This is a genomic window from Streptomyces sp. NPDC050732, assembly GCF_040654255.1.
GTDB lineage: Bacteria > Actinomycetota > Actinomycetes > Streptomycetales > Streptomycetaceae > Streptomyces.
Genome location: NZ_JBFAHP010000009.1, coordinates 54,000 through 78,591 on the forward strand (window position 1 = coordinate 54,000; position 24,592 = coordinate 78,591).

The window sequence follows — 24,592 nt, forward strand, 5'->3', positions numbered from 1 at the left end:
GCTGCTGGAGCCGAACGGATCGTGTGCTGCTCTCCTACGAGCAGGTCCGCGCCTACGAACTGCCCGCGACCGAGGGCAAGCACGGAGATCCGCGCTGGTCGGCCTTCGCCCGCCGCTACGGCTTCGGACCGGCCTGTCCGGTGCAGTGGGAGGCGGAGGCGCTGAAGCCGGCCGAACTCCAGCGCCTGGTCCTCGCCGCCGTCGCCCCGTACGTCGACCGCGACGTCCTCGCCCGGCAGGTCGCCGTCAGCGTCGACCAGGTCCGCGAGGACGCGGTAGTGCCGTGCCGCTGCCAGTCCAGCGGCCACGGGCACTTCCAGCCCTCATCGACCGCGATCATTTGGTCGAGCGGGTCGACCCACATGGTGTGCCATGTCCGCATTCTGTGAAATCAGGTCTGTCAATCAGGGTGCCCAAGCGATCAAACATGATGGCCGGGCGTGGTGGGGCTCCTGGGTGAGTGGCTGAAGCGTGTGCATCCGAGGCATCAGCGGCTGACGAAGTCGGAAGGGTATGTGGCGCGGGCCGCTCGATCGACGTGATCATGCAGTCAGATCAGAGAGAGGCGTGCGGGCTTCAACCGGCTGCGTTGGAAGCCTCCACGTCCGTACGACCCTAGCGGCGATCTCGGGAGGCACCCCGTATGTGTGAATCAGCGCGGTGACGGCATCTGGCACTGGCGGGGGCACGGAAAGCTGATGCTGGACGCGGGCAGCTTCTGTGTTTCGCCGCTGAGCCGTATACAGCATCAGCGACTCACGCCACATGAGGCGGGCTTGGTCGAGGTGGGCAAGAACAGCCCAGACGCTCCCGATGTCTTCGAGCGCTTCCGCCTCTGCGTAGCTATCGCCGTTGACGCGGTACATCGCGAGTGCCTCCTCGAAGTAGCGCAAGGCACGGGCATGCAAGCCGGTCCGGTGGGCGATGTATCCGAGACTATGGAGCGTATTCGCCTCTACGGGGTGGTTTCCGTGGTGGCGGGCCAAGGTGAGGGCCTGGCTGCAACAGGATTGTGCCTGCTCATAGTCACCGAGCTTGGCGTATGAGTAACCCGCATTGTTGAGCGCGTGCGCCACTTTCGGCCACTGGTGCAGGGACTCGTAGAGCACCAGAGCGCTGAGAGAATGCCCCAGCGCCCTGCGCTCGTCGCCCTGCTCGCCCCAGACCGCTCCGAGACTGATGTGAGTGAGAGCCTGGCTGGGAAGGTCAGCGGTGGCATTGGCGAGGGTGAGGGCCTGCTCCAAGTAGTTGAATGCTTCAGTGTGCTTGCCCAGCCGCGAGCACGCGTTGCCAAGACGCCGATCAGCTTCGATTTGAAAGCTGGAACTGCCCAGACAACGGGCTGCCATAAGGCCTGCCTGCCATGCGGAGAACTGCTCTTGGGCGTGGTGTCGACGCTCATGGAACGTATCGAGCGACCAGGCCAATTGGTACACTTGAAGGTGTAATCTCTCGCGTATAGCGAAGTTATGCGTTGCCAGTAGGCATGGATGTTCCGCGTCGAACCAGTGCAGAGCTGATTCCACATCCGTCAAAGGATACTGGGAAACCCCCTGCAGTGGCGGTTCCAATATGATTCGTGGTTCCTTGTGTGGATAGATGATCTGCGAGCCTGCATGGGCACTGTGAAGGTAGAAGTCGATCAGTCGACGCAATGCCATAGTGCAATCCTGCTGTGCGAGATCCTGCCTGGCCCGTTCGGCGGCGAATAGTCGCACCAAGTCGTGCATCCGGTATCGACCAGGTATGTACTGGTGGACCAGGTGCGCTATTTCTAGTTCCCGGAGTAACTGCCGAGTCTTTGCAGGCGATGTTGCGGTGATGGATGCGGCGGCGGGCAGGCTGATATCTGGACCGGGCGCGAGGGCGAGGAGGCGGAACGCGTCAGCCGCGGCGCGACCGAGAGCCTGAAGGGAACAGATCATCACAACCCGTAGATCTGTGTCCAAGTCTCCACCGTTGAGGGCGTCGAGCCGCTCAGTGGCCTCGTGGAGTTCCTCGGCCAGAACGGCCAGGGGAAGAGCCGGCTGGCACCCTGCGCGTGCAGCGACGATGCTCAGTGCCAGCGGCAGACCGGCGCAGTGGGCCAAGAGTTCGGTGACGGCGCGTGGCTCGGCGGCTATCCGGTCCTCGCCGAGATGGCGGGACAGCAGCATCCTGTCTTCACCATCGGCAAGAATATCCAGGTCAATCAGGTGTGCTCCGCGCGCGATCAATCCGGTCAGGTGATTGCGGCTGGTCACCAGCACTGTGCAGGTGGAGGTGCCTGGGAGCAGCGGTGTGACCTGGGGTGTGTCACGGGCGTTGTCCAGCACGATCAGTATGCGTTTGCCTACGAGCAGACTGCGATACAGCGCGGCTTGAGCACCGGGATCAAGGGGAATCAGACCAGGAGCTACGCCGAGCGCGTCGAGGAATGCGCGCACCGCCGTCTCTGCCGGCACTGGCTTGCTGACGGGGTCGAAGCCGTGCAGATTGATATGGAGTTGACCATCAGGGAAGCGTTCAAGATGCTCATGCGCCCAGCGCAGCGCCAGGCTGGTTTTCCCGACCCCGCCAGTTCCCCCGATCGCCGAGACCACCACAGTGGGCCCTGCGTCTGAGCCCTCTTCCAGCACGGCAGTGAGTCGATCGAGCTCGCAGCCCCGGCCAGTGAAGCGGGCCGGGGCTGCTGGCAGTTGCCGGGGGACCACCGCTGGCCTTGGGCTGCCGTGGACGTGGATCCCGCCCGAGACCGAACCGGTTTGAACCACCACTCCAGCGGCCGCGCTGCCACTGACTTCGTTGTAAGTCGCCGCCTCTGCAGCCTTCTGTTCAGCCACCGGCACCTCGCCAGTCTGCCTATCGTTGAACACATAACGTAGCGACTTGAATACGTGTTGTGCATGGATTCGATGAGGTCAATCCCGTAATGACGGGCCTGGCGGCCAGGCCCCCCACGAGGCATCGGACACGGCTCAAACGGCCCAGTGTCGAGGACGCCGGGCAACCAGCAGATGTGTGGTCGTGTCACTGATTGTCTTAGGTGACCCGTCGGACCTCGATGATCGGTAGGAGGTGACGTGGGGTCGCGCCGGACGGAGTGGGGGCATTCGCCAGACGCTCCAACGGGCGGCCCAGCGTGGCCTGGCCGTCGCCGTCCGCTGCCTGCTCTTCGTCTGGGAGAGGGATCGTGGCGAGCATGCGTTGGAGACTGCCCTTCGCTTCCAGGAGTTGGCCTTTGCTGGAGTCCTCCGGTGTGCAGAAGTTGCAGCGCGCGCAGGCCATGCGGTGTGGGCACTGCTCAAAGAACGAGCAGGTGCAGAAGCCGTGTCCCAGGTCGTAGTGCTGCCACGGTTCGCCGACCGCGGCCACGAGATGTTGGGGCGCACGGGATTCGAACTCCTCCGCAAGGGAGTCCTGCTCTACGCATAGGGGGCAGCTCAGGAGTCTTCCTCGATCAGGCCGAACCCCTCTGGGAAGCCTCCCAAGAACTCGCGACGCGAGGGGTGGGTCTCCTCCGCAGCCATCGAACCGAGCAAGTCCATGAACTCGCTTCGCTGATCATCCGACAGGTGAGAAACTAGAGCGGCGACGCCTTCCAGGACCTTCACCGCGTCATCCGGGTCCATCTGCTCGTCCTCGCACCCTTCCACGAACCAGAGGACGTCGACCAGCGCCTCTGCCAGAGCGCGTGTCAGCGACGGATACCCGGACATAGAACGGCCTCCTCCACAGCAACTGACAGCGCGCGGGCATCTCATCACAGACCACTGACATCACCACCCGTGAGCTCTCCACGCCAAGTGGACCAGAGGAAGGCCCACGCGTGCTGGCAACGGATCGTCCGCCAGCGCTCGTCGAGGTTCTTCGCCCAGCGGGCGCTGACCGCTGACGCCAATGTTCTGGTGATCAGGATGGCAAGAGCCGTGTAACGAGCGGTTGTTGCGCACGGTTCTGCGGGAGTCCGGGGGGGCGAGATTCCCCCCCGGGCGACCCGACCTCTCACCGGTCCCGCGAGAGTTTGTACAGCTCGGTGAAGATCCCGCCCGCGTCCAGGAGCGCGGGATGGCTGGGGAGTGTTCTACCTCGAAGGTCCCAAACGCAGCTTATGAGTCCATAAACTGATGCAAGGTAGTGGCAAGTTGGGCAACTGTGAAGGATGGGTGACTACATCTCATAGCGACAGATTTGGTTGTTCTCTTGAAGTGCATACGTATGGCGGTTCTGGCCGCTGTTTCGGTGGCCACCCCGACGCTGTTGACTGCTGCACCCGCGGCGGCGGTAGAGGCCAGCCCGCCGGCGCTCTCCATGCCGGAGCCTGCTCCGGAGCCCGCGGACCCGGAGCCTCCGACAGAGGAAAGGGGACCGTCGGCCGGCGATCCGGCCAGCCCCGGTGTTGCGGAATCACCCCAGGCCCCTGTGGAACCCGAGGCAGGAACGAGCCCGGCGGCACCCTTCGCAAGTGGTCCCACTGAGCCGACGCCGGGCGCCCCCGCACCGGAGCAGACCGGCGCCCCCGCCACTCCGCCCGGGACCTCGGCCGCCGGTGGCGAAACCGCTCCGGGCGGCGACACCACGCCCGGTGGCGGGACCGGGCCGGCGTCCCCTGCCGCCGTCCCGCGCGGTGCCGAAAATCCGACCTCCACTTCGCAGGCCATCAGCCGCGACAAGCCGGTCGCCAATGTCACGTTGGGTGAGGCGCTGAGCGTCACCGTGCTCGGTCTGCCCGGCAAGGTCGCGTCCGGCTCCGGCTGGCACAACTTCACCGTCCGCGTCGCCAACACCTCCGGCAAGGCGATCACGTCGGTCTGGGTCCGCTTCGACCTGAGCCTCAATGCCTGGAGCAACGGCGATGACACCAGGCGCCTGTTGACGGTGCGGTGGTACGACGAGGATGCCGGCGTCTGGAAGGAAATGATCGACGATAAGTCCTACCAGTACGAGGCTCGCTTCACTGACTTGGCGCCCGGTGAATACGTCGACACAAAGTTGCGTCTGAAGGTCGACGCCAGCGTGCCGGACAGCTTCGGCGGGGCCACTACGGTCGGAGGGTTCTACGACGAGGACGGCGTCGTGCACTCCGGGGTGCTGTCGGGGTACTGGTTCGAAATCGTGGCTGCGGACAGTGAGCCGGGCAGGGTGCCGCCAGTCAAGGGCAAGTCGGCAGGCGGCAACAGGCCTGCTCCGCACGACGACTTGAAGGAGCTTCCGACCACCGGTAAGCCCACCAGCACCAGCACCAGCACCAGCACCGGCATCGACATCGGCAAGTCCGCCGCGACCGGGGCCGGGGGTGGCGAGGTCGGGCCGGTCGCCGGGTGGCCCGGCGCAGCCGATGATGCCGCTGACCGGGCCGGCTCGGGTGCCACCTTGGCCGAGACCGGCAGCGATGCCGCCTCCGGCTGGATGCTCGGGGCCGGCGGTGCCTCGATCGCCCTGGGCACAGCGCTGGCCGCCGCAGCCCGCAGGCGTCACCGTCACACCTCCTGACCGGCGACCGATGTAGACGACCGGGAGGGGCCGGGCGCCAGGCGTTCCCCCTCCCGGCAGCCCAGGGCCTTGTCCCCGGGCCCGGGACGCCTGGGGTTCTCGTGTCACGGGACAGGGTGAGGAGGGCTGCGTGATGTCCCTGCTGTGCAGAGTGACTTCCAGCCCGGTGCCCGGCTCGCCCTGCCGCGGGGCGGGTTGCGGAAGGCCGGCCCGTGGGGCGGGAATCTTGAATGAAGGATGGAGTGAATGTTCGACCGGTGGGGTGTGTGGGATGTGCTTCCGGACAGCGGGCGGAGGAGTTGGTTGCTGGAACCGTTCGAGAGTGTGGGGCCGCTGCGTTTCGGGATGCGGCCCGAGGCGGTCACCACAGCGCTGGGCGGCATCGTGCGCAACCCTCAGCGTCACACGCGTGCGGCACTGTCACTGGATCGGTACGGCACGGTCCAGGGGGAGTGCTGGGAGCTGGGGCTGACGTTCTTCTACGGCCTGGAGGAGCGGCTGCGGGGAATATCGGTCGACGCTCTGAAGGGCCCTCAGGTCTACGCGGACGGCGTCGCGTTGGTCGGCCGGACGCCCTCGGAGCTCGAACAGTGGATCGTCGACCGTGCCGGAATCCGCGAGCCCTTCTCGGAGCTGTTCTATGCGGACCTCGGTGCACCCGGATCACGAAGCCTGGGCGTGGTGCTCGGCGTCCAGCGAGCAGGTGACCGTCTGCTCACCCGACCGGTGTTCCTCCCCACAGACGCCATGGCCGCGCCGGTGAGCTTCCTCCCTTCCGAGGCATGGGCAATCCACTGACAGTCCATCTTGCAACCTCGGAATGGCGGTTCTCCTGTGATTGAGGGCCGGGTTTCCCGGCGAGTTCGCCGGCGTCCGGCGGTGAGGTGTCCGGCTGCGCGGGTCAGGCTGCTCTTCGTGCCGCGTCGTGCAGGTGCTTGACCATCCAGAACTCCTCGGCGCGTGCGCCGTCCCCGGTCATCGCTGTGCTCAAGGAGCTGAGGATGTCCGGGAGCCCGTGCGTTGGGGCGGGCAGATGGGCGGCGACGCACTGGGCGAGGACACCGAAGACGATGGCCTGGCGGAAGATGAGGTGGGAGGGGCGTTCCCACTCGGGTTCGAAGTCTTCCGGCTCACCGATCAGCAGTGCGCGAGCCATGGGGTGCGCTTGGCCGTGTGCGGCAGTGAGGTCCTCGCACAGCCGCACTCTCGTGCCAGCCGGGAGGGTGGCGGCCGTAAGTGCTGCCACGGCCAAGGGGTGTTCGCGTAGGGCGGCATGGGCGAGGGCCAGGTCCAGGGCGTGGCGCCGCATCGGTTGCAGCAGTGTGGGTCCCAAGTCGGCCAGATAGCTGATGAAGGGCTCCCGCTTGAGCAGGGGCGAGTCGATGAGTCCCTGCCCGAGCAGGTGCTCCGGCACCCGTGTGATCTCCACAGCGTGGTGCGGGCCGCGTACCCAGGAGTTGTCGAATCGCGCGCCGGTCGCGCGCTCGACAGCCGCCAGGCCGACGCCCCACAGGTGGCCGTCGTCCAGATTCAGGCCTTCCAGCAGAGGCTGCCAGGCGTCGGGGCGCGCGCCGAATGTGGTGTCCTCGGGTGCGATCATTTCGAAGGCGCAGGAGATCAGCCCGCCCTCGGCCAGGCTCAGTTGGGAGACCGCGTTGACGTTCCAGTAGGCGCTGGCGGTGCGGCCGTGCCGGGAGAGCGGGCGCAGTACCTCCTCGCGAGACCCTTGATAGTTGTTGTTCTCCACGACGATGACGGCAGGGCCTGACCGGGAGACCAGGATGAGGTCCCTGTCGTAGTGCTCGCGCAGTTCCTCCAGTGGCAGGGGGCGGCACTGCTCGGGGTTGCCGCCGAAGAGCCGGGTGACAGCGTCCTCGTCACCGCCGTGCACGGCCGTGAACGTAGCTGCCTGCTCAAGTCCTAAATCGGCGAGGAGGCCCTGAAGGCGCTGGGGTGAGGTCATGCGGGGATTGTCGTCTGGGCCACTGACATGCGGGGCCCGGTCCCGTCGAGCGTGCGGTCGCGACCTCGACAAGCCGGCCGAGCCCGCAGGCCGAGCGGAGGCCTGTCCGGCTGAACTCCGACGCCCCCGGGGCCCCACGCCGGACCGTCAGGCCCGGCGCAGTCACCTCCCGGCGGGCGGAGCCCCCGGCTCGGGCCGGACCCCCAGCCCAGGGCTGGATCTCCGCCTCAAGCCCTGCCCTCAAGTCTCAAGCCCTGCCCTCAAGTCCCAAGTCCCAAGTCCCGGCCTCAAGTCCCAAGCCCCGCCCCCAAGACGGTCGAAGCTCCCCCTCCTGGCCCCGGCCCCCGGCGGAGAGCCCAGGCAGCTATACATGCCGGGTATACATGCCATGTAGAGTGCGCCGCATGTCAAGCAGTCGCGCCCGCACCGCACTTCTGGGGGTGGGACAGTTCACCGTCGCCCGTTCCGGCCCGCTCGCCACGGAGATCCGTCCATGAGCGCCCCCATCCTGGCCGCCACCCGCCTGCGCAAGGCCTACGGCTCGACCAACGCCCTGGACGGCGCCGACTTCAGCATCCGGCCGGGCGAGATCGTCGCCGTCATGGGACCGTCGGGCTCCGGAAAGTCGACCCTCCTGCACTGCCTCGCCGGCATCGTCCTGCCCGACGCCGGCCGGGTCAGGTACAAGGGCCGGGCCATGTCGACACTGTCGGACGCCGGACGCAGCAGACTGCGCCGGAGCGAGTTCGGGTTCCTCTTCCAATTCGGGCAGCTGGTGCCCGAACTGACATGTCTGCAGAACGTGGCGCTGCCACTGTGGCTGAACGGCACCCCCCGCAAGGACGCCATGCGCCGAGCCCTCGCATGGCTGGAGCGCCTGGAGATCGACCACCTCTCCCGCAGGCGTCCCGGAGAGATATCCGGCGGCCAGGGCCAGCGGGTCGCCCTCGCCCGCGCCCTCGTCGCGGAGCCCCGCGTCCTGTTCGCCGACGAACCGACCGGCGCCCTGGACTCCCTCACCGGCGAACTCGTCCTCGGGCTGCTCACCGAAGCCGCCCACGACACGGGCGCGGCCGTCGTCCTGGTCACCCACGAGGCACGGGTCGCCGCCCACTCCGACCGCGAAATCGTCGTACGCGACGGCAGGACCCGGGACATGGAGCGCACCGCGTGAGGGGCGCCCACAGCACCCGCGACCGCCTGAAGCACCGGCGCGCGGCCCGGGGCGAGGCCCGCACCAGCCCGGCGGCCTGGGCGCGCGACCTCGCGTTCGGCGCCTGGTTCGCGGTGAGCGGCGGACGCCCGGCCTGGACCCGCACGCTGCTGACCGCCGTCGGCGTCGGCCTGGGCGTGGCCCTGCTGCTCCTCGCCTCCGCCGTTCCGGCCGTGCTGAGCGCCCGGGACGACCGCGGCGCGGCGCGCGACGACTTCGTGTACGGCGCGCCGATGCGACCGACCGACGAGACGGTCGTCACCGGCGGGGCGAACACCACCTACCGGGGCCAGGACATCTACGGGCGGCTCGTCCGGCCGGACGGCGACAGACCGGCCCTTCCGCCGGGCCTGGACGAACTGCCCGCCCCTGGCGAGATGGTCGTCTCCCCGGAGCTGAAGAAACTGCTCGACTCCGCCGAGGGCGCCCTGCTCAAGAAGCGTCTGGACCATCGCGTCACCGGCACCATCGGCGAGGCGGGACTGCTCGGCCCACGCGAACTGGCCTACTACGCAGGGGCGGACGACCTGACCCCGAGGGGCGACAACCCGACGCGGACCGACCACTTCGGCGGCCCGAGCCCCTCCGAAGGCCTCGACTCGTTCCTCATGCTGCTGGTCGTCATCGCCATCGTGGTGCTGCTGATGCCGGTGGCGGTGCTCATCGCCGGGGCCGTCCGCTTCGGGGGCGAGCGCCGCGACCGGCGGCTGGCCGCACTGCGCCTCGTCGGCTCGGACACCGCGACCATCCGGCGCATCGCGGCCGGTGAGGCCCTGGTGGGCGCACTGACGGGACTCGCCGTGGGCCTCGGGCTCTTCGTGAGCGGGCGGCGGCTCATCGGCACGGTCGAGCTGTGGCGGATCAGCGTCTTCGCCTCCGACGTGGCCCCCGACCCGGTGCTCGCCGCGCTGATCGTGGCCGGCGTGCCGGTCCTCGCCGTCGCCGTCACGTTGTTCGCGCTGCGCACCGTCGCCGTCGAACCGCTCGGCGTCGTACGGCACGCCGGTACGGTCAAGCGGCGGCTGTGGTGGCGGCTGCTGCTGCCGGCCGCCGGGGTGACGCTGCTCTTCCCGATGATCGACGGCCTTGATCCGCAGACCCGGGTCAACGAACCGAAGATCGCGGCGGGCGCGGTCCTGCTCCTCGCGGGGGTGACGGCGCTGCTGCCCTCGGCAATGGAGGCCGTCGTCGGACGGCTGCGGGGCGGTCCGCTGTCACTGCAACTCGCCGGCCGGCGCCTGCAGTCGGACAGCGGCACGGCCGCGCGCATGGTCAGCGGCATCACCCTCGCGGTGGCCGGGGCGATCGCCGTGCACATGCTGTTCTCGGGCCTGGAGAGCCGGTACACGCACGACACCGGCCGCAGCCCGGTCCGCGGCGAGCTGCGGATCACCGGGGCGTACGAGGGTGAGAACCGGCAGCGCGAGGACATGGCCGCCCTGCGTGCCACGCCCGGCGTGACATCCGCCCTGGCCTACACGCTCGGCCATGCCGCCGAGCCCGGCAGCGACGCGCCCGGAGCCTTCGTGATCGTCGGTGACTGCGCGAGCCTGCGGCAGATCGTCGAGGCCAAAGGCTGCCGGCCCGGCAGTGTCTACACCGTCGCCGACGAGTCGGGCGAGGACCCCCTGAAGGGCGGCGTGTACACCCCCGACCCGGGCGAACAGGTCGACCTGGCCGCCTCGGAGGAGGGTTCCCCGAAGGCCGCGCCCCAGCTGTGGACCGTCCCTGCCACCGCCCGTGCCACACAGGTGGTGCCGGACCCGGCGGGGTCCTTCACGACCGGCGTCTTCGCCACGCCCGAGGCGATCAGGACCCACGACCTGGCGGACGCCGGCACGGAACTGCTGGTGAAGCTGGACCCCTCCGACCGCGACGCGGCCGAGCGGGTCCGCAACACCGCCGCGCGGATCGACCCCCTGCTCCGGGTCGAAGAGAACGTGGAGAGCGAACAGGCACCGGAGTTCACGAACATCAAGCGCGGCCTGTTCATCGGTGCGACCGTCACGCTGCTGCTGATCGGCGCGAGCATGCTCGTGACCATGCTGGACCAGCTCCGTGAGCGCAGGAAGCTGCTCGCGGTGCTCGTCGCCTTCGGCACCCGGCGCTCGACGCTCGCTCTGTCGGTGCTGTGGCAGACCGCGCTGCCGGTACTGCTCGGCCTGGCCCTGGCCGTCGTCGGCGGCCTGGGTCTCGGCTCGATGCTGCTGAAGATGGCGGGCCTGCCGCTCGCGGTGGCCTGGGGCGGCATCGCGGGGATGGCCGGGATCGGTGGCGCAGTCGTCCTCCTGGTCACGCTGCTGAGCCTGCCGGCGATGTGGCGCATGATGCGCCCCGACGGCCTGCGCGACGAATAAAACGAGTGAGACGAATGCGACGAGTGAGACGAATGACCGGACGCTCGAACGCTCGCTCGCGCCACGGGACCGCACCGCGTGACCGGCGGCCGGGCCGGTTGCCGCTCATCCGCGTCGGCGCCGGGCCGTGGCCCCCCGTTCCGGCCTTGGTCGCGCCCGCGATCCCGGTCCCGGCCCTAATCGCAGTCGCGGCCGCAGTCACGGCTGTGGTCGGCCGAGCCGGACCATGTGGTCGAAGTCGGCGCGGCGGACCCGAAGGCGGGCGGCGGCCTACTCGGGACCGAGCGGGGTGTCGGCGGCGACCAGGTCCGGCCCTCCCGCGCGCAGGCCTCCGCGACCTGGTCGGGATGGTGTAGCTCCCCGCCGGGGTTCGCGCTCAGGTCGGCCAGCAGGCCGCGGTCGACGAACCGGCGAACCAGAACGCCGTCACGTTCGCCTTCTCGCGGGCGACGACACGGCGGGGCGGGGATGAGGCCGGTGTGGCGGGCCATCGGAAGGCCGCTGAGGGCACAGAGATGAGTACCGCCGCAGCGATCACCAAGATGCCTCACGACGTCTCTCCTGCCGGGATGCGCTGCGTGGAACTCGCCGGACGGCTCTTCGGCGAGGCCCTTGCCGACGCCCACTCCGCGGACAGCTGATCGCCTGTGCCGGGCACTGACGTGGCCCGACAACCGCTCGCGTTCATCCGCAGGTGACCGGTCGGGTCAGATCGGGTCAGACGTCGAGCCCGGGCCGTCACCAGGAGTGACATCACAACGGGCCGTACGTGGGGATTCCGAATCGGCCGCTGAGACCGCTCCTGGAAGACGGCCGCCTTGTCGTGTGAAACTACGCCGACGGCACCGCTCCAGCTCGCACCGGTCCCCGAACCGTCAGATGCAGGGCGCGGCTCTTTCGTACCGCCTGGCTCAACTCGTGTGACGGAGCCACTGCACTCCCCGGTCTTTCGACATCACCCCGCGCCAGACATCCGCAAGGCCTGGCCGGTGCACGCGAACAGGAAGAGGAGAGACGACGCATGAGCGCTCATCCTGGCGGCACGGAGGCCACGACGTCCGCGAGCGGCCCGCGCCCGCCCATGACACGGTTCGACGACATCTACGACCTTCCCGACCCCCGGGCCTTCTTCCGCGCGCTGGGCGCGTGGCAGTACCAGACCCCTCATCACGCCCAGCCGTTCTTCCGGCGTCTGGTGGACGTCCTCGCCGCGGACGGGGCACGTGGCGACCGAGCCGTCACCGTGCTCGACATTTGCTGCTCGTACGGAATCAACGCAGCCCTCCTCAACCACGACCTCACCCTGCAGGATCTGTACGCGCACTACACGGATCCGGCGGTGGCCCGGCTGACTACCGCCGAACTGATGACACGCGACCGTGCCTACTACGCGGCCCGCCGCCGCCCCGGAGCGGCCCGCGTGATCGGGCTCGACGTGGCCCACCACGCCGTCGATTACGCCTGCGCAGTCGGACTCCTGGACGCGGGTTTCTGCGAGAACCTGGAGACCGCACCGCCCTCCGCAGCCCTGCTGAGCGCCACCAGCGCCACCCGCCTGATCACCGTCACCGGCGGGGTCAGCTTCCTCTCGCCCCGCAGCTTCCGGCCCTTTCTGGCCGATGTCGGTAAACCGCCGTGGGTGGCCGCCTTTGTGCTGCGTACCGGCTCCTACCAGACCATCTCCCATGACCTGGAGTTCTTCGGCCTGGTCACCGAAGAAGACGTCGCACGGACCTACCCGCAGCGCCGGTTCACCAGCCCCCAAGAACAGCAATCCGCCATCGACGCGGTGACAGCAGCCCACGAGGACCCCGAAGGCAAGGAGACCGACGGATACTTCCACACCGCACTCCACCTGTCCCGGCCGGCCGAGGACATCGCAGCCATCCCGCTGGCCGCCCTGACACGGGACACAACGGATCCGGCGGCCGGGCCGCGAGACCCCGTACAGGGATAACCGTCCGCCAGTGCTCCCGCGCAGCAAGGGTGGCCACCGTCATGGAGCGCCCCATCGGCAGAGGCCTCCGGAGAAAGCGGAACCAGGGCAATACGCCAGGGCTGTGACAGGATCACCTCATGTCTACCAACGTTTTCTTCGACATCACCATCGACGGCGACGCCGCGGGCCGGATCGTCTTCAAGCTGTATGACGACGTCGTCCCCAAGACGGCGCAGAACTTCCGTGAGCTGGCCACCGGCCAGCACGGCTTCGGATACGAGGGCTCGGGCTTCCACCGCGTCATCCCGGACTTCATGCTCCAGGGCGGCGACTTCACCCGTGGCGATGGCACGGGCGGCAAGAGCATCTACGGCGAGAAGTTCGCCGACGAGAACTTCAAGCTCAAGCACGACAAGCCGTTCCTGCTGTCGATGGCGAACTCCGGCAAGAACACCAACGGCTCGCAGTTCTTCATCACCACGGTGCTGACACCGTGGCTGGACGGCAAGCACGTCGTCTTCGGCGAGGTCGTCGAGGGTCAGGAACTGGTGACGAAGATCGAGTCCCTGGGCTCGCACTCCGGTGCCACCCGAGCGAAGATCGTGATCGCCGCCTCGGGCGTCGTGGGCGGATAACACCTCCGCCCCGCCGAGGCCGTACTCGCCGAGCCCACCGCGGAGGAAGAGCTGCAGCGTGGACAGCTGCGCTCTTTCGCTGCAGAGCAGCCAGTTATTCGACAGGTCGCGAGTGACTCCCGAACTCAGACTCTGGCCCACTTCCTGTGGTGCGAGGCAGGAGCGCCTCCGTTCGGCCCAGGCGGAGGTCCCTGACCTGCACCGCATGAGGTCCGCTGCGGCCTGACGACCACGACGTCGACCGGCTCCACAGGAAGTGAGCCCGAGCCCGCCGTTCAGGCCTCCGCACCACGCTCGGCCGGGCTCTGTGTACCGCACTCAAGTGGGTGTAGGGCCTGGAGCGGTGCCGCTGCTCTGGACGGCGAAGGACCCCGGGCCGCCCTACGCCCCGGGGTCCTGTTCGTCACGCCGTCCCAACTCCGGTTCGAGGGCGGTTCCCGGTGCACTCAGCAGGTGTCTTTGAACTCTGGCCGTAGGGCAGAGAAGGCTGAATGATCTGGGGTGTGGGGGCTGGCGGGGCGGAGGGTGAACCAGGCACACTCACCGCCATCGCAGCAACCCTTGTAGGCCACCGCCGAATGGCCAAATGGAATGGCGTCTTAGCAGGTCAGCCGACGTTCGGCGCTTTCGTAGGTGGCGAGGTTGTAGTCGACGCTCACGACGGTCTTGTAGGTGTAGGTGCCGGAACCCGTGCAGGTCCACCACGCCATCTGGGTGCCGCTCTTAAGCGCGGTCCAGTCCATTTCCTCCCAGCCGTACCAGCGGTGACGCTGCAGGGAGATGGTGGCATTCGTGCAGCCGCTGCGGGTCTTGCCGGCCTTGCCGATGATCTCGCTGATGCCCTTGTAGGGGGCCGAGATGCTGTAGCAGTTCCGGTCCCAGTCCGAGGCGGCGGCCGGAGTGGCCGGCATCAACAGTGTGGCTGCGCAGGCCAGTGCCACGGCGACGGATGACTTTCCGGCGATACCGAGAGTGCTCATGACAAATGTCCCTGTCTGCGAAAACATGCGGGGTGCAAGAGATACGGGAACACTCTTTCACCGGGGTCGAGACAAGATCAAGCCAGATCCTGGGCACCATCAAACTCGTGCGTACTGCGGCGAGTTGGTAGCTGGCGCGGGGCATCCGGGCGTGCACGCACTGTCGGCCCGACTCGGCGTGCTGGAGTGAGCCGCGCAGACGGAGCACCCGCGGTGCGCAGCGCCAGTGATGCCCACGGCGCCGACGGCGGCATCCGCGCGGCCCGCTTCCCCTCCGGTAGGTCTTTGGAGGATTTGTCTGGTCCACCACGCGGATGTCATCAGCCTCCGCGGTGACAGCTTCCGCATGCGCGGACGAGACCTCGGACGCGTCCGACCCGCCGAGGCCAGCAGCAACGACTGATCTCTGCGGGCCGAGCGCTTAGGCGGGCTTTGCCCCGCGGGGCCGCACTGGGGAGGTGGTCGCGGAGAATGCGGAAGTCGTCGGGGTGCACGACTCGGGCCCCGAGGTCGCGTGCTCGTTCAGCCTTGCCGACGTCCACTGTCCCGTCGCTGACGCGGAGCGCGGCCTCCGGCGACATCCACCCCCCGGACCTTTCGTCACGGAAGGACTGCGTCTCGACTCAGCCTCGCTGCCTCGATGTGTTGCCCTCGATGGCTTCGACGGCCTTCTTCGCTGTGGCCTTGGCCGAGCCCGGGTTCTGGCCGGTGACGAGGTTGCCGTCGGTGACGACGTAGGAGACGAACGGCAGTGTCGCCTTCTCGTAGAGCGCGCCGCGCTGCTTGGCCTTCTCCTCGGCGTTGTAGGGGACCAGCTTGTCGACGCGGGCGAGGACCTCCTCGGTCCAGGCGAATCCCGTCATCCTGCGGCCGGCGATGAGGTAGGAGTCGTCGGAGAGCCGGGTGTTGAGCAGGCCGCAGTAGCCGTGGCAGACCGAGGAGACGATGCCGCCGCGCTCGTAGATCTCGCGGGTGATGTGCTGGAGGCCCTTGCTGTCGGGGAAGTCGTACATCACCGCGTGACCGCCGGTGAAGTAGATCGCGTCGTACTCGGATGGGTCGATCTGGTCCGGGCTCGCCGTGTTCTCGAGCATCGCCATCTTCCCGGGGTCGGCGCGCCAAGCCTTGGCGGTCTTGTCGTAGATCGGGAACTTCAGCGCACGCGGCTCGAGCGGCACCGCGCCGCCGGCCGGGCTGACGAGCGTCTGCGCGTAGCCGTGTTCCTCGAAGACGTGCCAGGCGTGCGTGAGCTCGGAGAGCCACAGGCCAGTGGTGTGGGACGGGTCGTCGTAGTGGCCGACGTTCGTGACGACGTTGAGGACGCGCTTGGTCATGGCTGATCTTCCTTCATGCGGACCGGGATGGCGAGGTGGCGGGCCGTCGTAGCCGGAGCCAGTGGTCGGTCAGCGGATGCCCAGGGCACGCAGCGTCTTGAATGCCCGGGGCAGGATCCGTGCCCACTGCTCGTGCTCGACCCCGCGGGGCGGGGTGAAGCCCTGGAGGCGCTGGTGGGCGACGGTCTGGGCTTCGGTGTACTTGAGCAGCCCGTCGGCGCCGTGACGGCGGCCGAGGCCCGAGTCGCCCATGCCGCCCATGGGGGCGTCGATGCTGCCCCAGGCGGCGGCGAACGCCTCGTTGACGTTGACGGTGCCGGCGCGCAGCCGTCCCGCGACCTTGCGGGCCTCGGCGCTGTTGCGGCCCCAGACGCTCGCGTTGAGGCCGTACGGCGTGGCGTTGGCCATCGCCACCGCCTCGTCGACCGACCGGTAGCGGTAGATCGACACCACTGGGCCGAACGTCTCGTGGTCGAACAGCGTCATCTCAGGGGTCACATCGGCCAGGATCGTCGGCTCGTAGAACAGTGGTCCGAGGTCGGGCCGGGGCTTGCCTCCGGCCAGTACGGTCGCGCCTTTGGACACCGCGTCGTCGATGTGCGAGCTGACGGTTTCGAGCTGCGAGGGGGTGGTCAGCGAGCCCATGTCCACCGAGAAGTCGTAGGCCGCACCCAGGCGCATGGCCCGGGTGCGTTCGACGAAGGCGGTGACGAACGCGTCGTGGATCTCATCGGCGACGTAGAGCCGTTCGATGGACACGCACAGCTGGCCGGCCGAGGGGAAGCAGGCGGCGACCGCGCCGACGGCGGCCTTCTCGATGTCGGCGTCGGCGAGGACGAGCAGGGCGTTCTTGCCGCCGAGCTCCAGGGACGCGCCGATGAGCCGCTCACCCGCGTTGCGCGCTATCTGGCGCCCGCTGGCGGTGGAGCCGGTGAACATCATGTAGTCCCCGCCGGCCATGAGCGCGTCTCCGATGGAGCTGCCACGGCCGACCATCATCTGCCAGACGTCGGTCGGCAGGCCGGCCTCGCGCATCAGGGCCAGCGCCCACAGCGCGGTCAGGGCGGTCTGGGTGTCGGGCTTCTGTACGACGGCGTTGCCGGCCATCAGGGCCGGGATGGCGTCGCCGGCGGCCATGCTGAGCGGGTAGTTCCAGGGCGAGATGACGGTGACGACGCCCTTGGGGTGGTGCAGCTCGGTGGTGTGGGTCAGCACTGGGATCGCGCCCTTGCGGCGCTTGGGTGAGAGCAGCCGCTGTGCGCGTAGTAGCGGGCGGTGATGGCGATGTCGCTGACCTCGAGGAACGCGTCGCGGCGGGTCTTGCCGCTCTCGGCCTGCATCAGGTCGAGGGCTTCTTCCTGTCGCTGGAGGACGAGGTCGTGGAAGCGCAGCATGATGCGCTTGCGGGCGGCCACCGGGGTGGCCGCCCAGCCGGCCTGGGCAGCGCGTGCCCGGGTGAAGGCGTCCTCGACGTCGTCGGGGGTGGAGACCGGCAGGTCTGCGAGCGGTGCACCGGTGTACGGCGAGGTCGTGGTCACCCGCTGGGCGCGGGCACCGGCGGCCACCAGGGTGGCCAGGCGGGCGAGACGGGCCGGTGTCAGCCATGCCGGGAGGGCGACCGCGGCGGGGGCGGTGTCCGTGGTGGTCATCGCGGTCTCAGCTCCGGTCCTGGATGGAGGTGGGCACGGGCATGTGCAGCGCCAGCTGGCCCTCGGTGGTGACGTCGAGCCGGATCGTGCGGACCGGCTTCAGTGAGCGCAGGTCGTCGCTCATCCGGCCCTCGCCGAGCTGCAGGTTCAGGCCGCGAGGGAGCCGCGTGGTTCCCGAGGAGAGCATGTTGATCTGGCTGGTCGTGGAGTGCCAGGCACCGTCGATCGTGGTGTACGAGGTCAGGGTCGAGACGTGTGCGCCGGTAGGCCGGGTGGTCTGCTTCGGGGTGGGCGCCGACAGGGCGAGGTCAACGCCGCCCTGGTCGTTGGCGACCCTGGTGGAGGTGCGCTCGGTGTCGATGTCGACGTCGAGCTCGGTGACCCACTTGGGGAACCCGTAGCCGTCGTGGCCGCGCACCTGCGCGATCTCGGTGTTGACCGGGAGGGAGAGTACGTAGGAGTGCAGGGAGTCGTTCTTGAGCCCGGTGACCAGGTCGAGCAGGCCCAGCCCGCCGTGCCGGGCCGGCTTCACGGCGATGCCGACCGCGGCCTCGGTATAGAAGTCGATGTCGCACACGTCGTACCGGAAGGCCATCACGGAGACGATCCCCAGCCCCGGGGCGATCTCGAGCGGGTCCAGCTCCCGGGGCAGGCGGGCCCGGATCGCCTTCGTCGGCGCGAGCATCGTGAGCCGGGTCGTGGAGATGCGGTAGTAGAAGTTCGGCGTCAGCGTGGGCCCGATGCGGGAGTCCACGCGGCTTTTCGGCATCCGGCGGAAGAAGTCGACGCTGCTGACCCGCGGGTCCCGCTCGACCTCGTCGAGATCGGTGTCCATGCGGAACCGGTCGTAGAGGCCGCCTTCAGGGACGGTGACGAGGCGCCCTCCGAGCTCGACCTCTACGGTCCGGTCGCGGCCGGTCGGCTTGGTGGTCGATGCCATGGACTCTCTCCTCCGATGTAAGCAGCGTTAACACCGAGGGTCGCACGGGATGTGAGCACCGTCAACAATGGATGCTGTGAGGCGCGCGAAGGGCGGGCGGCGCGCGTCAGGAGCCGGCCGACGTGATGGCGAGGAAGGCGCTGCGCACCCGTTCGGCGACCTCCTCGCCCGACGCGGCCTGCAGCTTGCCGTCGAGGTACAGGCAGGCCAGCCCGTGGGCGAGCCCCCAGCCGGCCGTGGCCAGGGCCGAGGCGGCCGCGTCGGGGAAGACGCGATCGAGCGCGTCGGCCAGCAGTTCGTGCAGGGCGTCGGCGGCCTTGACCCGCTCGTCGTCGGCGTCGTCGCACGGCTTGCCGAACATCACGCGGAACAGGGCCGGGCGCCGCAGGGCGAAGGCGACGTAGGTGACAGCGAACTCGGCCAGGTCCGGGAGCGAGGCGGGCAGGTCGCGCCCGTCGCCCAGGTCCGCCAGCAGGTCCCGGAAACCCTCGACGGCCAGCGCGGACTCCAGGGCGTCGCGGTCCTTGAAGTGGCGATACGGCGCGGTCGGCGACACGCCGGCCCGGCGCGCGACGGCGCGCAGCGAGAAGGGTTCACCGCCCTCCAGCATCTCCATCGCGGTCGACAGCAGCGCCGCCCGCAGGTCGCCGTGGTGGTAGCCGCTCTTCTCTGATGTTGACATTGCTTACTTCGCCCTCCTATGCTTTGTTAGCACTGTAAACATAGTGCATGTCCGGAGGAACCGAGACCCGCGGAAATGGGCCCTCATGGTGCTCACCGGCCGACCGCCGTACGCGGTCGACCGGCCGATCGCCGCACCGGCCGCCGTCATCAGCCTCGGCGAGACACGTTGTCGCCGGTCGGGGCCGTTCGACGACCTCGCTCATCGCCCCTTCTCGTCCACCTCGGTGACACGCTGGCACCACACCAGCGACCAGGTGCCCGAAGGCTCGGCCAGCGGCCACATCGGCTGGGTCCGCACCCCGGCCGCGGTGGTCGACCGGATCCGTGGTGGCAAGACGCCGCTCGCAGCTGAGCTGTCGTCGGCACCCGCACCATCCACCTCAAGGAGACCCCATGCAGACCGTTCTCGGCGCCGGCGGACCGATCGCCGACGAGCTCGTGAACGAGCTCCACCGCAACCACACCAAGGACATCCGCCTCGTCAGCCGTAAGCCGTCGAGGGTGAACGACACCGACGAGCTCATGGCCGCAGACCTCACCGACGCCGACGCCACCAGCCGAGCCGTCGCGGGCAGCGACATCACCTACCTCACTGTCGGCCTGCCCCTGGACTCGGAACTGTGGGAGCGCCAGTTCCCCGTCATGATGCGCAACGTCATCGACGCCTGCGCTGAACACGGCACGAAGCTCGTCTTCTTCGACAACACCTACATGTATCCCGGAACACCAACGCCCCAGACCGAGTCGACGGCCTTCGCACCGGGCGGACGCAAAGGACGGGTCCGCGCACAGATCGCCACCATGCTGCTCGATGCCATGCAGGCCGGACGGGTCGAAGCCCTGATCGGCCGCGCACCCGAGTTCTACGGCCCCGGCCGGACGAAGAGCTACACGAACTCGTTGGTGTTCGACCGGATCAAGGCGGACAAGCGGCCGTTCGTCCCGGTCGACGCCCATGCCAGGCGTTCCCTGATCTGGACCCCCGACGCGAGCCGCGCTCTCGCCCTGCTCGGCAACACGCCGGATGCCTACGGCCAGACGTGGCACCTGCCGGTCGACCCGGACCGGCAGTCCTACGCCCAGCTCATCAAGATCGCCGACGAGGTCACCAACCGCAAGACCGGCTACACGGTGCTGCCGATGCTCGCCTTCCGCCTCGGGCGCCGCTTCGTCAAGCCGCTCGACGAGATGTACGAGCTACTCGTCCGCTACCAGGACGACAACATCTTCGACAGCTCGAAGTTCGCGGCCCGCTTTCCCGAATTCCAGGTCACGAGCTATCGGGAGGGAGTGGAGCGGATCCTCGCCGGCCAACCCGTCGACAGGCCCTCCTGATGGCTGACTCGTGCCGCGATGCCGAACCGGCTCCGGTACTCCGACGGCGTGACGCCCGTGGCGCGCCGGCAGAGCCGACGGCAGTTGGACACGTCCAGGTAGCCGACGCTGCGGGAGATCTGGGCGACCGGCTCGCTGGTCAGCTCAAGCAACGCGCGTGGCTTCGCGATGCGCGCCGCCTGGAACGTCATCAGCTCGGGTACGACGAGGCTCGGCGGGATGATGACGTGGCTGAGCCCGTGCGGAAGCTCACGATGAGTGTCCTGTCTCGCCAGGTGGCTTTCGGCTCTGGCATTACGCCCATCAGGGCTGCGAGGCCCCAGAAAAAGCCTTCGACCAACCTCATACCGGCACAGCAGGCTCCGGACCATGACCACAGCGCCCTTCATCCCCGGACTGGAGCTCCCGCCGCTTCCACTTCGAGCCCGCCCGGCCCCCGCTGGACGAGGCCACACCCGCGAAAGCCAATGCCGAGCGCACGGTGGCCGTATGGGCAGGGACGGGCCGCCTCGGCTACGGCTGGTCGTGGCCGAGGAGAGCGATGCAGGGCCACGGTTGTGCCGAGGGTGCGGTGGTCCGCTGATGCCGTCGGCGAAGGCGACGGCGGTGTTCTGCGAGGACGCTTGCCGTTCGCAGCACTGGCGGCGGATGCGGCGGGACGAGAGTTCGGACCGAGGCGGTGAAGGCCGGCGTGACGGCCACGTGTCCGCAGTGCGGGGCGGTATGGACGGCCGGGGTCGACCATCCGGTCTCCGCGGTCTACTGCTCTCCCACCTGCCGCAAACGGGCCTGGCACACACGGCGCGCGCCCTCCGGCGGGGCGTGAGCCTGCGCGCTCGGTGCCGGCGGGGCCGCTTCGGGCGCCGGGCCCGCACGACAGCACGACGAACCCGGAGGCGTTCCACGCCAGATCATCAGTCCTGGTGCGGTCCTGGTGCGGTCGAACCACCTCGAAAATCATTTCGTCGGGACTTCGTGCTGCGCCAGAGCAGGCTCACCCCGAGCACTTGGAGGAGAAGCTGCGTGGCCATGGCGACACGGAAGTCTGCGAGGTCCGGGGCGGCGGCCGCACCTTGCCCATGGTCGAGTGCAGTGCCGATCAGCACCATGGCGAGCAGGGCGGCCGTGTAACCGCCGATGTTGGCGATGCCCGAAGCCACACCCACACGGTGTGGCGGACTGCCGGAGCGGGCGATGTCCAGGCCGAAGACCGCGGCCGGATTGCCCAGGCCGAGCACCACGGTGAGCAGGAACAGCAGGGCCAGAGGAGCGTGCGCGCCCGGCCACAGCAGCACCACCGCCCACGTGACGGTGGTCGCGCCCGTGACCGCGAGGACCATGGGAAGGCGCCAGTGGGGGCGGCGGCCGGAGACGATGCCGAACACCGGGCCCAGGACCATGGTGACGACGAGCGGTACCGCGACCAGGTAACTCGCGGTCACCGCGGACACCCCCTGCCCCTGCGTCAGGAACGGATAGCCCCACAGCAGTACGAACACCTGCACGGGAAAGTGGACGGTGAACATCAGCCACAACCCCACCGCTGTGGCGGGCTGCCGCCACGCCTCGCCCAGGGCCGAGCGCAAAGATCCCGTCGACGGGCCGCGCATCGCGGACGGAGCGTGAGCGTCGGGGGTGTTCCGGACGGTCAGCCACACGCCGACGGTCATGCACGCGGTGACCAGCGCGACGGAGAAGAACACCGGCTCCCAGCCGAAGGCCCGCAGTGCGGCGGACAGCGGCGGGGCAGCGGCCAGGCCGCCCGCGGTACCGACCACGACGGTCACCTGGGCGAGCACCGGAGCACGGGCGGGAGGGAACCACGAGGCGACCAGGCGTAGCACGCTGATCATGACCATGGCGTCGCCACAGCCCAGCAGTGCACGGCCCGTGAGGACCAGGGCGAAGCTGTGGCTGCCCGCCACCATGGTCTGCCCGGCGGCCATGACGGCCAGGCTCACGGTGAGTATCGCGCGGGGCCCGTATCGGTCGACCAGGAGGCCGACCGGTACCTGGGTGGCGGCGAATACGCCGAGTTGGACCGCGGCGAAGGAAGAGAGCGCGGTGGCGTCGACGCCGAGGCGCTCGGCCGTTGTCGGGCCGGCCACGCCGAGGCTGCCCCGGTTGAAGATGGCCATGACGTAGGTGAGAGACGCGGCACCCCACGACAGCCATGCCTGGACCGGGATGCCCGCGCCCGCTTCCTTCTCGCTGCGCGCCTTGGGCTTCTGGGGAGCGGTCACTGTGTCACCGAGGGCCGTTGGTGCCACGAGTTGCCGCGTACATCAGCCGTGGCGGGATCAGCTGTCCTCCCACGTGCCCACTCCTTGGGAGGCCAGGAGGGCCTCATGACCGTGATCGGCGGCCACCGTAGAGTCCTGGCCGAGTCCGACCTGCCCCTTCTGACGCTCCATGTTCGCGCGGGCGAAGGCCCTGGTGCGCGGCGTGTCGAGGCCGAAGGTGACGAAGGCGGACATGCGCTCGCGCAGGGCGTCCAGGTCCGTGGAGTCCGGATCGGGGACCACGGCTCCGGCATGGGTGAGGCGTACGTCGAACACCACCAGGTCGCCCGCGTCCATCAGGACCCGGGTGGGCCGCAGCGGCTGAAGACCGGGGCGCAGGTGCGATCCCGGGTCCACGCGCAGGCAGTTGAGGTCCGTCGACTCCTGGAGATAGATGCCGACCTTCACGACCTCGGGCTGCCCGCGGAAGAGCGATGTGGACGGTTCACCGAAGTAGCCGGCCAGCGGGTCGCCCAGAGCCGTGCTGCCGCTGTCTTTGTGCCAGCCCTGGGTGAAGCCGTGGTGGGCGTCGCTGTGCCCGGTGAAAATCACGTCGTGGGTGCCGAGCGCGGTCCGGGCAAGCTCGATCACGCGGGGGTGAGCGTAGAGCCAAGCGAGCCCCGGAACGAAGTGAGCGGCGGCCGGCTGCACGCGTGCCCCCTCCAGCTGCACCCCATGACCGGCCTGGAAGTGCGCGGCGATCAGCGTCCGGGCACTGAGGATCTCGTGCGGTTCGAGCTGATGCCGGGCGACGGCCCAGCCGTCACTGGCGATGCGATCCGTTAACTCCGCAGGTGAATCAAGGGTTGTAGTCACCGACAACTCCTGTACATACGAAGGATTCGATAGGTCCGCTCCATCCGAAGCGGTCCGGGTATCCTTCTCCGTACATCTCAATGCCGTATGCACGTACCGTTAACAGCTGCCGGACATCCGGTGCTGCGGCGTCCTGTCCGGGGTCGCGACGGGCAGGGTGTCAGGGTGTCTACCTTCGTTGTATTCGACCTTGAATTCACCTCGTGGCCCCGCGCGCTGGAACAGGACTGGTCAGCACCCGGCCAACTGCGCGAGATCGTGCAGATCGGAGCGTTGCGCCTGCGTGAGGACTGCACCGTCATCGAGAAGTACGAGGCTCTCGTGCGGCCCACGGTCAACACCAGGCTCTCGTCGTACTTCACCGAGCTCACCGGCATCAGCCAGCAGGCCGTCGACCACGACGGGCTCCCGGCCGCGCAGGCCCTGGGGGACTTCCTGGGGTTCTGCCGGGACCAGACCGTCTTGTCCTACGGCAACGACATGGTGGTCCTCGGCGAGAACGTCGGCTGGGCGCGCGCCCGCGGCGAACAGCTCAAGCACAGCTTCCTCAACGCAGCCTTCGTCAACATCCGCCCCTGGCTGAACACCGTGGCACCGGCCACGGAGCAGGCAAACGTCGGACGCTTGTGGAGCGTGTTGGGCCTGCCCAAGCCTGCCTCCGGGCAGGAACACTCGGCGCTGTTCGACTGCTACTCCTTCGCCGCCGCACTCGGCCATCTGCGCGCCATCGGCTCCCCCTTGCCCGAGGGGTGCTGTTAGCCCGCCCTCTCATTCGTTTCCGCCCGGACCCGGAACCGGGCCCGACCTGCGCCGGGCGATTGACAGGAACCGAACGAGGACTGGGGCCGGTCAGCAAGACCGGCCCCAGCCCCGCGGGGGAGCGCATGGCCCCGGCTCGGCTGCTACTCCTCGTCGCTGGCGTCCGGGGCCCGGAGCGGCAGCGGGCTGTGCTGGGCAGCCCTCTTGTTGAGCGACCTGCGGTGGGCGCCTCGC

General features: G+C 68.7%; 20 protein-coding genes and 1 pseudogene. 10 read left to right on the forward strand and 11 right to left on the reverse strand.

Annotation, left to right across the window (positions count from 1 at the left end):
* The first annotated feature begins 23 nt into the window (after positions 1-23).
* Positions 24-389, forward strand: a complete 366-nt coding sequence (locus AB0H82_RS10425) for a hypothetical protein (protein WP_362991166.1) — start codon at positions 24-26, stop codon at positions 387-389.
* 153 nt (positions 390-542) lie between these two features.
* Here the strand turns inward: AB0H82_RS10425 and AB0H82_RS10430 are convergent, their stop codons facing one another.
* Together AB0H82_RS10430 and AB0H82_RS10435 are read right to left on the reverse strand one after the other, a co-directional pair.
* On the reverse strand, positions 543-2,822 hold the full coding sequence (locus AB0H82_RS10430) for a tetratricopeptide repeat protein (protein WP_362990900.1): 2,280 nt from the start codon (positions 2,820-2,822) through the stop codon (positions 543-545).
* A 600-nt stretch (positions 2,823-3,422) separates the two neighbouring features.
* The gene (locus AB0H82_RS10435) at positions 3,423-3,698 is read right to left on the reverse strand and encodes a hypothetical protein (protein WP_362990902.1); all 276 of its coding nucleotides are present in this window, start codon (positions 3,696-3,698) and stop codon (positions 3,423-3,425) included.
* Between the two features lie 973 nt (positions 3,699-4,671).
* Here AB0H82_RS10435 and AB0H82_RS10440 point away from each other — a divergent pair.
* Positions 4,672-5,472, forward strand: coding sequence for a hypothetical protein (locus AB0H82_RS10440; RefSeq protein WP_362990904.1), 801 nt, complete (start codon positions 4,672-4,674; stop codon positions 5,470-5,472).
* A 303-nt stretch (positions 5,473-5,775) separates the two neighbouring features.
* Complete coding sequence (locus AB0H82_RS10445) at positions 5,776-6,270, forward strand: hypothetical protein (protein WP_362990906.1); 495 nt, start codon at positions 5,776-5,778, stop codon at positions 6,268-6,270.
* A 103-nt stretch (positions 6,271-6,373) separates the two neighbouring features.
* Here AB0H82_RS10445 and AB0H82_RS10450 read toward each other — a convergent pair whose 3' ends face one another.
* Entirely contained in the window at positions 6,374-7,435 is a 1,062-nt protein-coding gene (locus AB0H82_RS10450; RefSeq protein WP_362990908.1) for a DUF6461 domain-containing protein, read from the reverse strand.
* Between the two features lie 493 nt (positions 7,436-7,928).
* Between AB0H82_RS10450 and AB0H82_RS10455 the strand changes: the two genes are divergently transcribed.
* The 5 genes from AB0H82_RS10455 to AB0H82_RS10475 all read left to right on the forward strand — a co-directional run bounded on the left by AB0H82_RS10455 (position 7,929) and on the right by AB0H82_RS10475 (position 13,579).
* A complete protein-coding gene (locus tag AB0H82_RS10455) occupies positions 7,929-8,609 on the forward strand; it encodes an ABC transporter ATP-binding protein (protein WP_362990910.1) in 681 nt (226 codons plus the stop codon).
* Positions 8,606-11,005, forward strand: a complete 2,400-nt coding sequence (locus AB0H82_RS10460; protein ID WP_362990912.1) for an FtsX-like permease family protein — start codon at positions 8,606-8,608, stop codon at positions 11,003-11,005. The genes AB0H82_RS10455 and AB0H82_RS10460 overlap by 4 nt, the downstream gene beginning before the upstream one ends.
* 515 nt (positions 11,006-11,520) lie before the next feature.
* Positions 11,521-11,646, forward strand: a complete 126-nt coding sequence (locus AB0H82_RS10465; RefSeq protein ID WP_362990914.1) for a hypothetical protein — start codon at positions 11,521-11,523, stop codon at positions 11,644-11,646.
* A 380-nt stretch (positions 11,647-12,026) separates the two neighbouring features.
* Positions 12,027-12,962, forward strand: coding sequence for a hypothetical protein (locus tag AB0H82_RS10470; RefSeq protein ID WP_362990916.1), 936 nt, complete (start codon positions 12,027-12,029; stop codon positions 12,960-12,962).
* A 119-nt stretch (positions 12,963-13,081) separates the two neighbouring features.
* Positions 13,082-13,579: a peptidylprolyl isomerase gene (locus AB0H82_RS10475; RefSeq protein WP_362990918.1), complete on the forward strand. Its 498-nt coding sequence runs from the start codon at positions 13,082-13,084 to the stop codon at positions 13,577-13,579.
* Positions 13,580-14,178: 599 nt separating this feature from the next.
* On the opposite strand, the gene AB0H82_RS10480 is transcribed toward AB0H82_RS10475, so the two are convergent.
* The 5 genes and pseudogenes from AB0H82_RS10480 to AB0H82_RS10500 all read right to left on the reverse strand — a co-directional run bounded on the left by AB0H82_RS10480 (position 14,179) and on the right by AB0H82_RS10500 (position 19,164).
* Entirely contained in the window at positions 14,179-14,559 is a 381-nt protein-coding gene (locus AB0H82_RS10480; RefSeq protein ID WP_362990920.1) for a hypothetical protein, read from the reverse strand.
* A gap of 623 nt (positions 14,560-15,182) precedes the next feature.
* Positions 15,183-15,893, reverse strand: coding sequence for a type 1 glutamine amidotransferase domain-containing protein (locus tag AB0H82_RS10485; protein ID WP_362990922.1), 711 nt, complete (start codon positions 15,891-15,893; stop codon positions 15,183-15,185).
* Between the two features lie 69 nt (positions 15,894-15,962).
* Positions 15,963-17,542: pseudogene (locus AB0H82_RS10490) on the reverse strand (succinic semialdehyde dehydrogenase).
* A gap of 7 nt (positions 17,543-17,549) precedes the next feature.
* Entirely contained in the window at positions 17,550-18,482 is a 933-nt protein-coding gene (locus tag AB0H82_RS10495) for an acetoacetate decarboxylase family protein (RefSeq protein ID WP_362990924.1), read from the reverse strand.
* 106 nt (positions 18,483-18,588) lie between these two features.
* On the reverse strand, positions 18,589-19,164 hold the full coding sequence (locus AB0H82_RS10500) for a TetR/AcrR family transcriptional regulator (protein ID WP_362990926.1): 576 nt from the start codon (positions 19,162-19,164) through the stop codon (positions 18,589-18,591).
* A 395-nt stretch (positions 19,165-19,559) separates the two neighbouring features.
* Between AB0H82_RS10500 and AB0H82_RS10505 the strand changes: the two genes are divergently transcribed.
* Positions 19,560-20,501 carry an NAD-dependent epimerase/dehydratase family protein gene (locus AB0H82_RS10505; protein ID WP_362990928.1) on the forward strand — a complete coding sequence of 314 codons (942 nt, stop codon included), beginning with the start codon at positions 19,560-19,562 and terminating at the stop codon, positions 20,499-20,501.
* On the opposite strand, the gene AB0H82_RS10510 is transcribed toward AB0H82_RS10505, so the two are convergent.
* The 3 genes from AB0H82_RS10510 to AB0H82_RS10520 all read right to left on the reverse strand — a co-directional run bounded on the left by AB0H82_RS10510 (position 20,444) and on the right by AB0H82_RS10520 (position 23,455).
* On the reverse strand, positions 20,444-20,890 hold the full coding sequence (locus AB0H82_RS10510; RefSeq protein ID WP_362990930.1) for a helix-turn-helix domain-containing protein: 447 nt from the start codon (positions 20,888-20,890) through the stop codon (positions 20,444-20,446). The genes AB0H82_RS10505 and AB0H82_RS10510 overlap by 58 nt on opposite strands.
* A gap of 525 nt (positions 20,891-21,415) precedes the next feature.
* Positions 21,416-22,744 carry an MFS transporter gene (locus AB0H82_RS10515; RefSeq protein WP_362990932.1) on the reverse strand — a complete coding sequence of 443 codons (1,329 nt, stop codon included), beginning with the start codon at positions 22,742-22,744 and terminating at the stop codon, positions 21,416-21,418.
* A gap of 57 nt (positions 22,745-22,801) precedes the next feature.
* Positions 22,802-23,455 (reverse strand): phytanoyl-CoA dioxygenase family protein, encoded by a 654-nt coding sequence (locus tag AB0H82_RS10520; RefSeq protein WP_362991146.1) that lies wholly within the window; start codon positions 23,453-23,455, stop codon positions 22,802-22,804.
* 309 nt (positions 23,456-23,764) lie between these two features.
* Here AB0H82_RS10520 and AB0H82_RS10525 point away from each other — a divergent pair, with 309 nt between their 5' ends.
* Positions 23,765-24,358, forward strand: a complete 594-nt coding sequence (locus AB0H82_RS10525) for a 3'-5' exonuclease (protein WP_362990934.1) — start codon at positions 23,765-23,767, stop codon at positions 24,356-24,358.
* Positions 24,359-24,592: the final 234 nt, after the last annotated feature.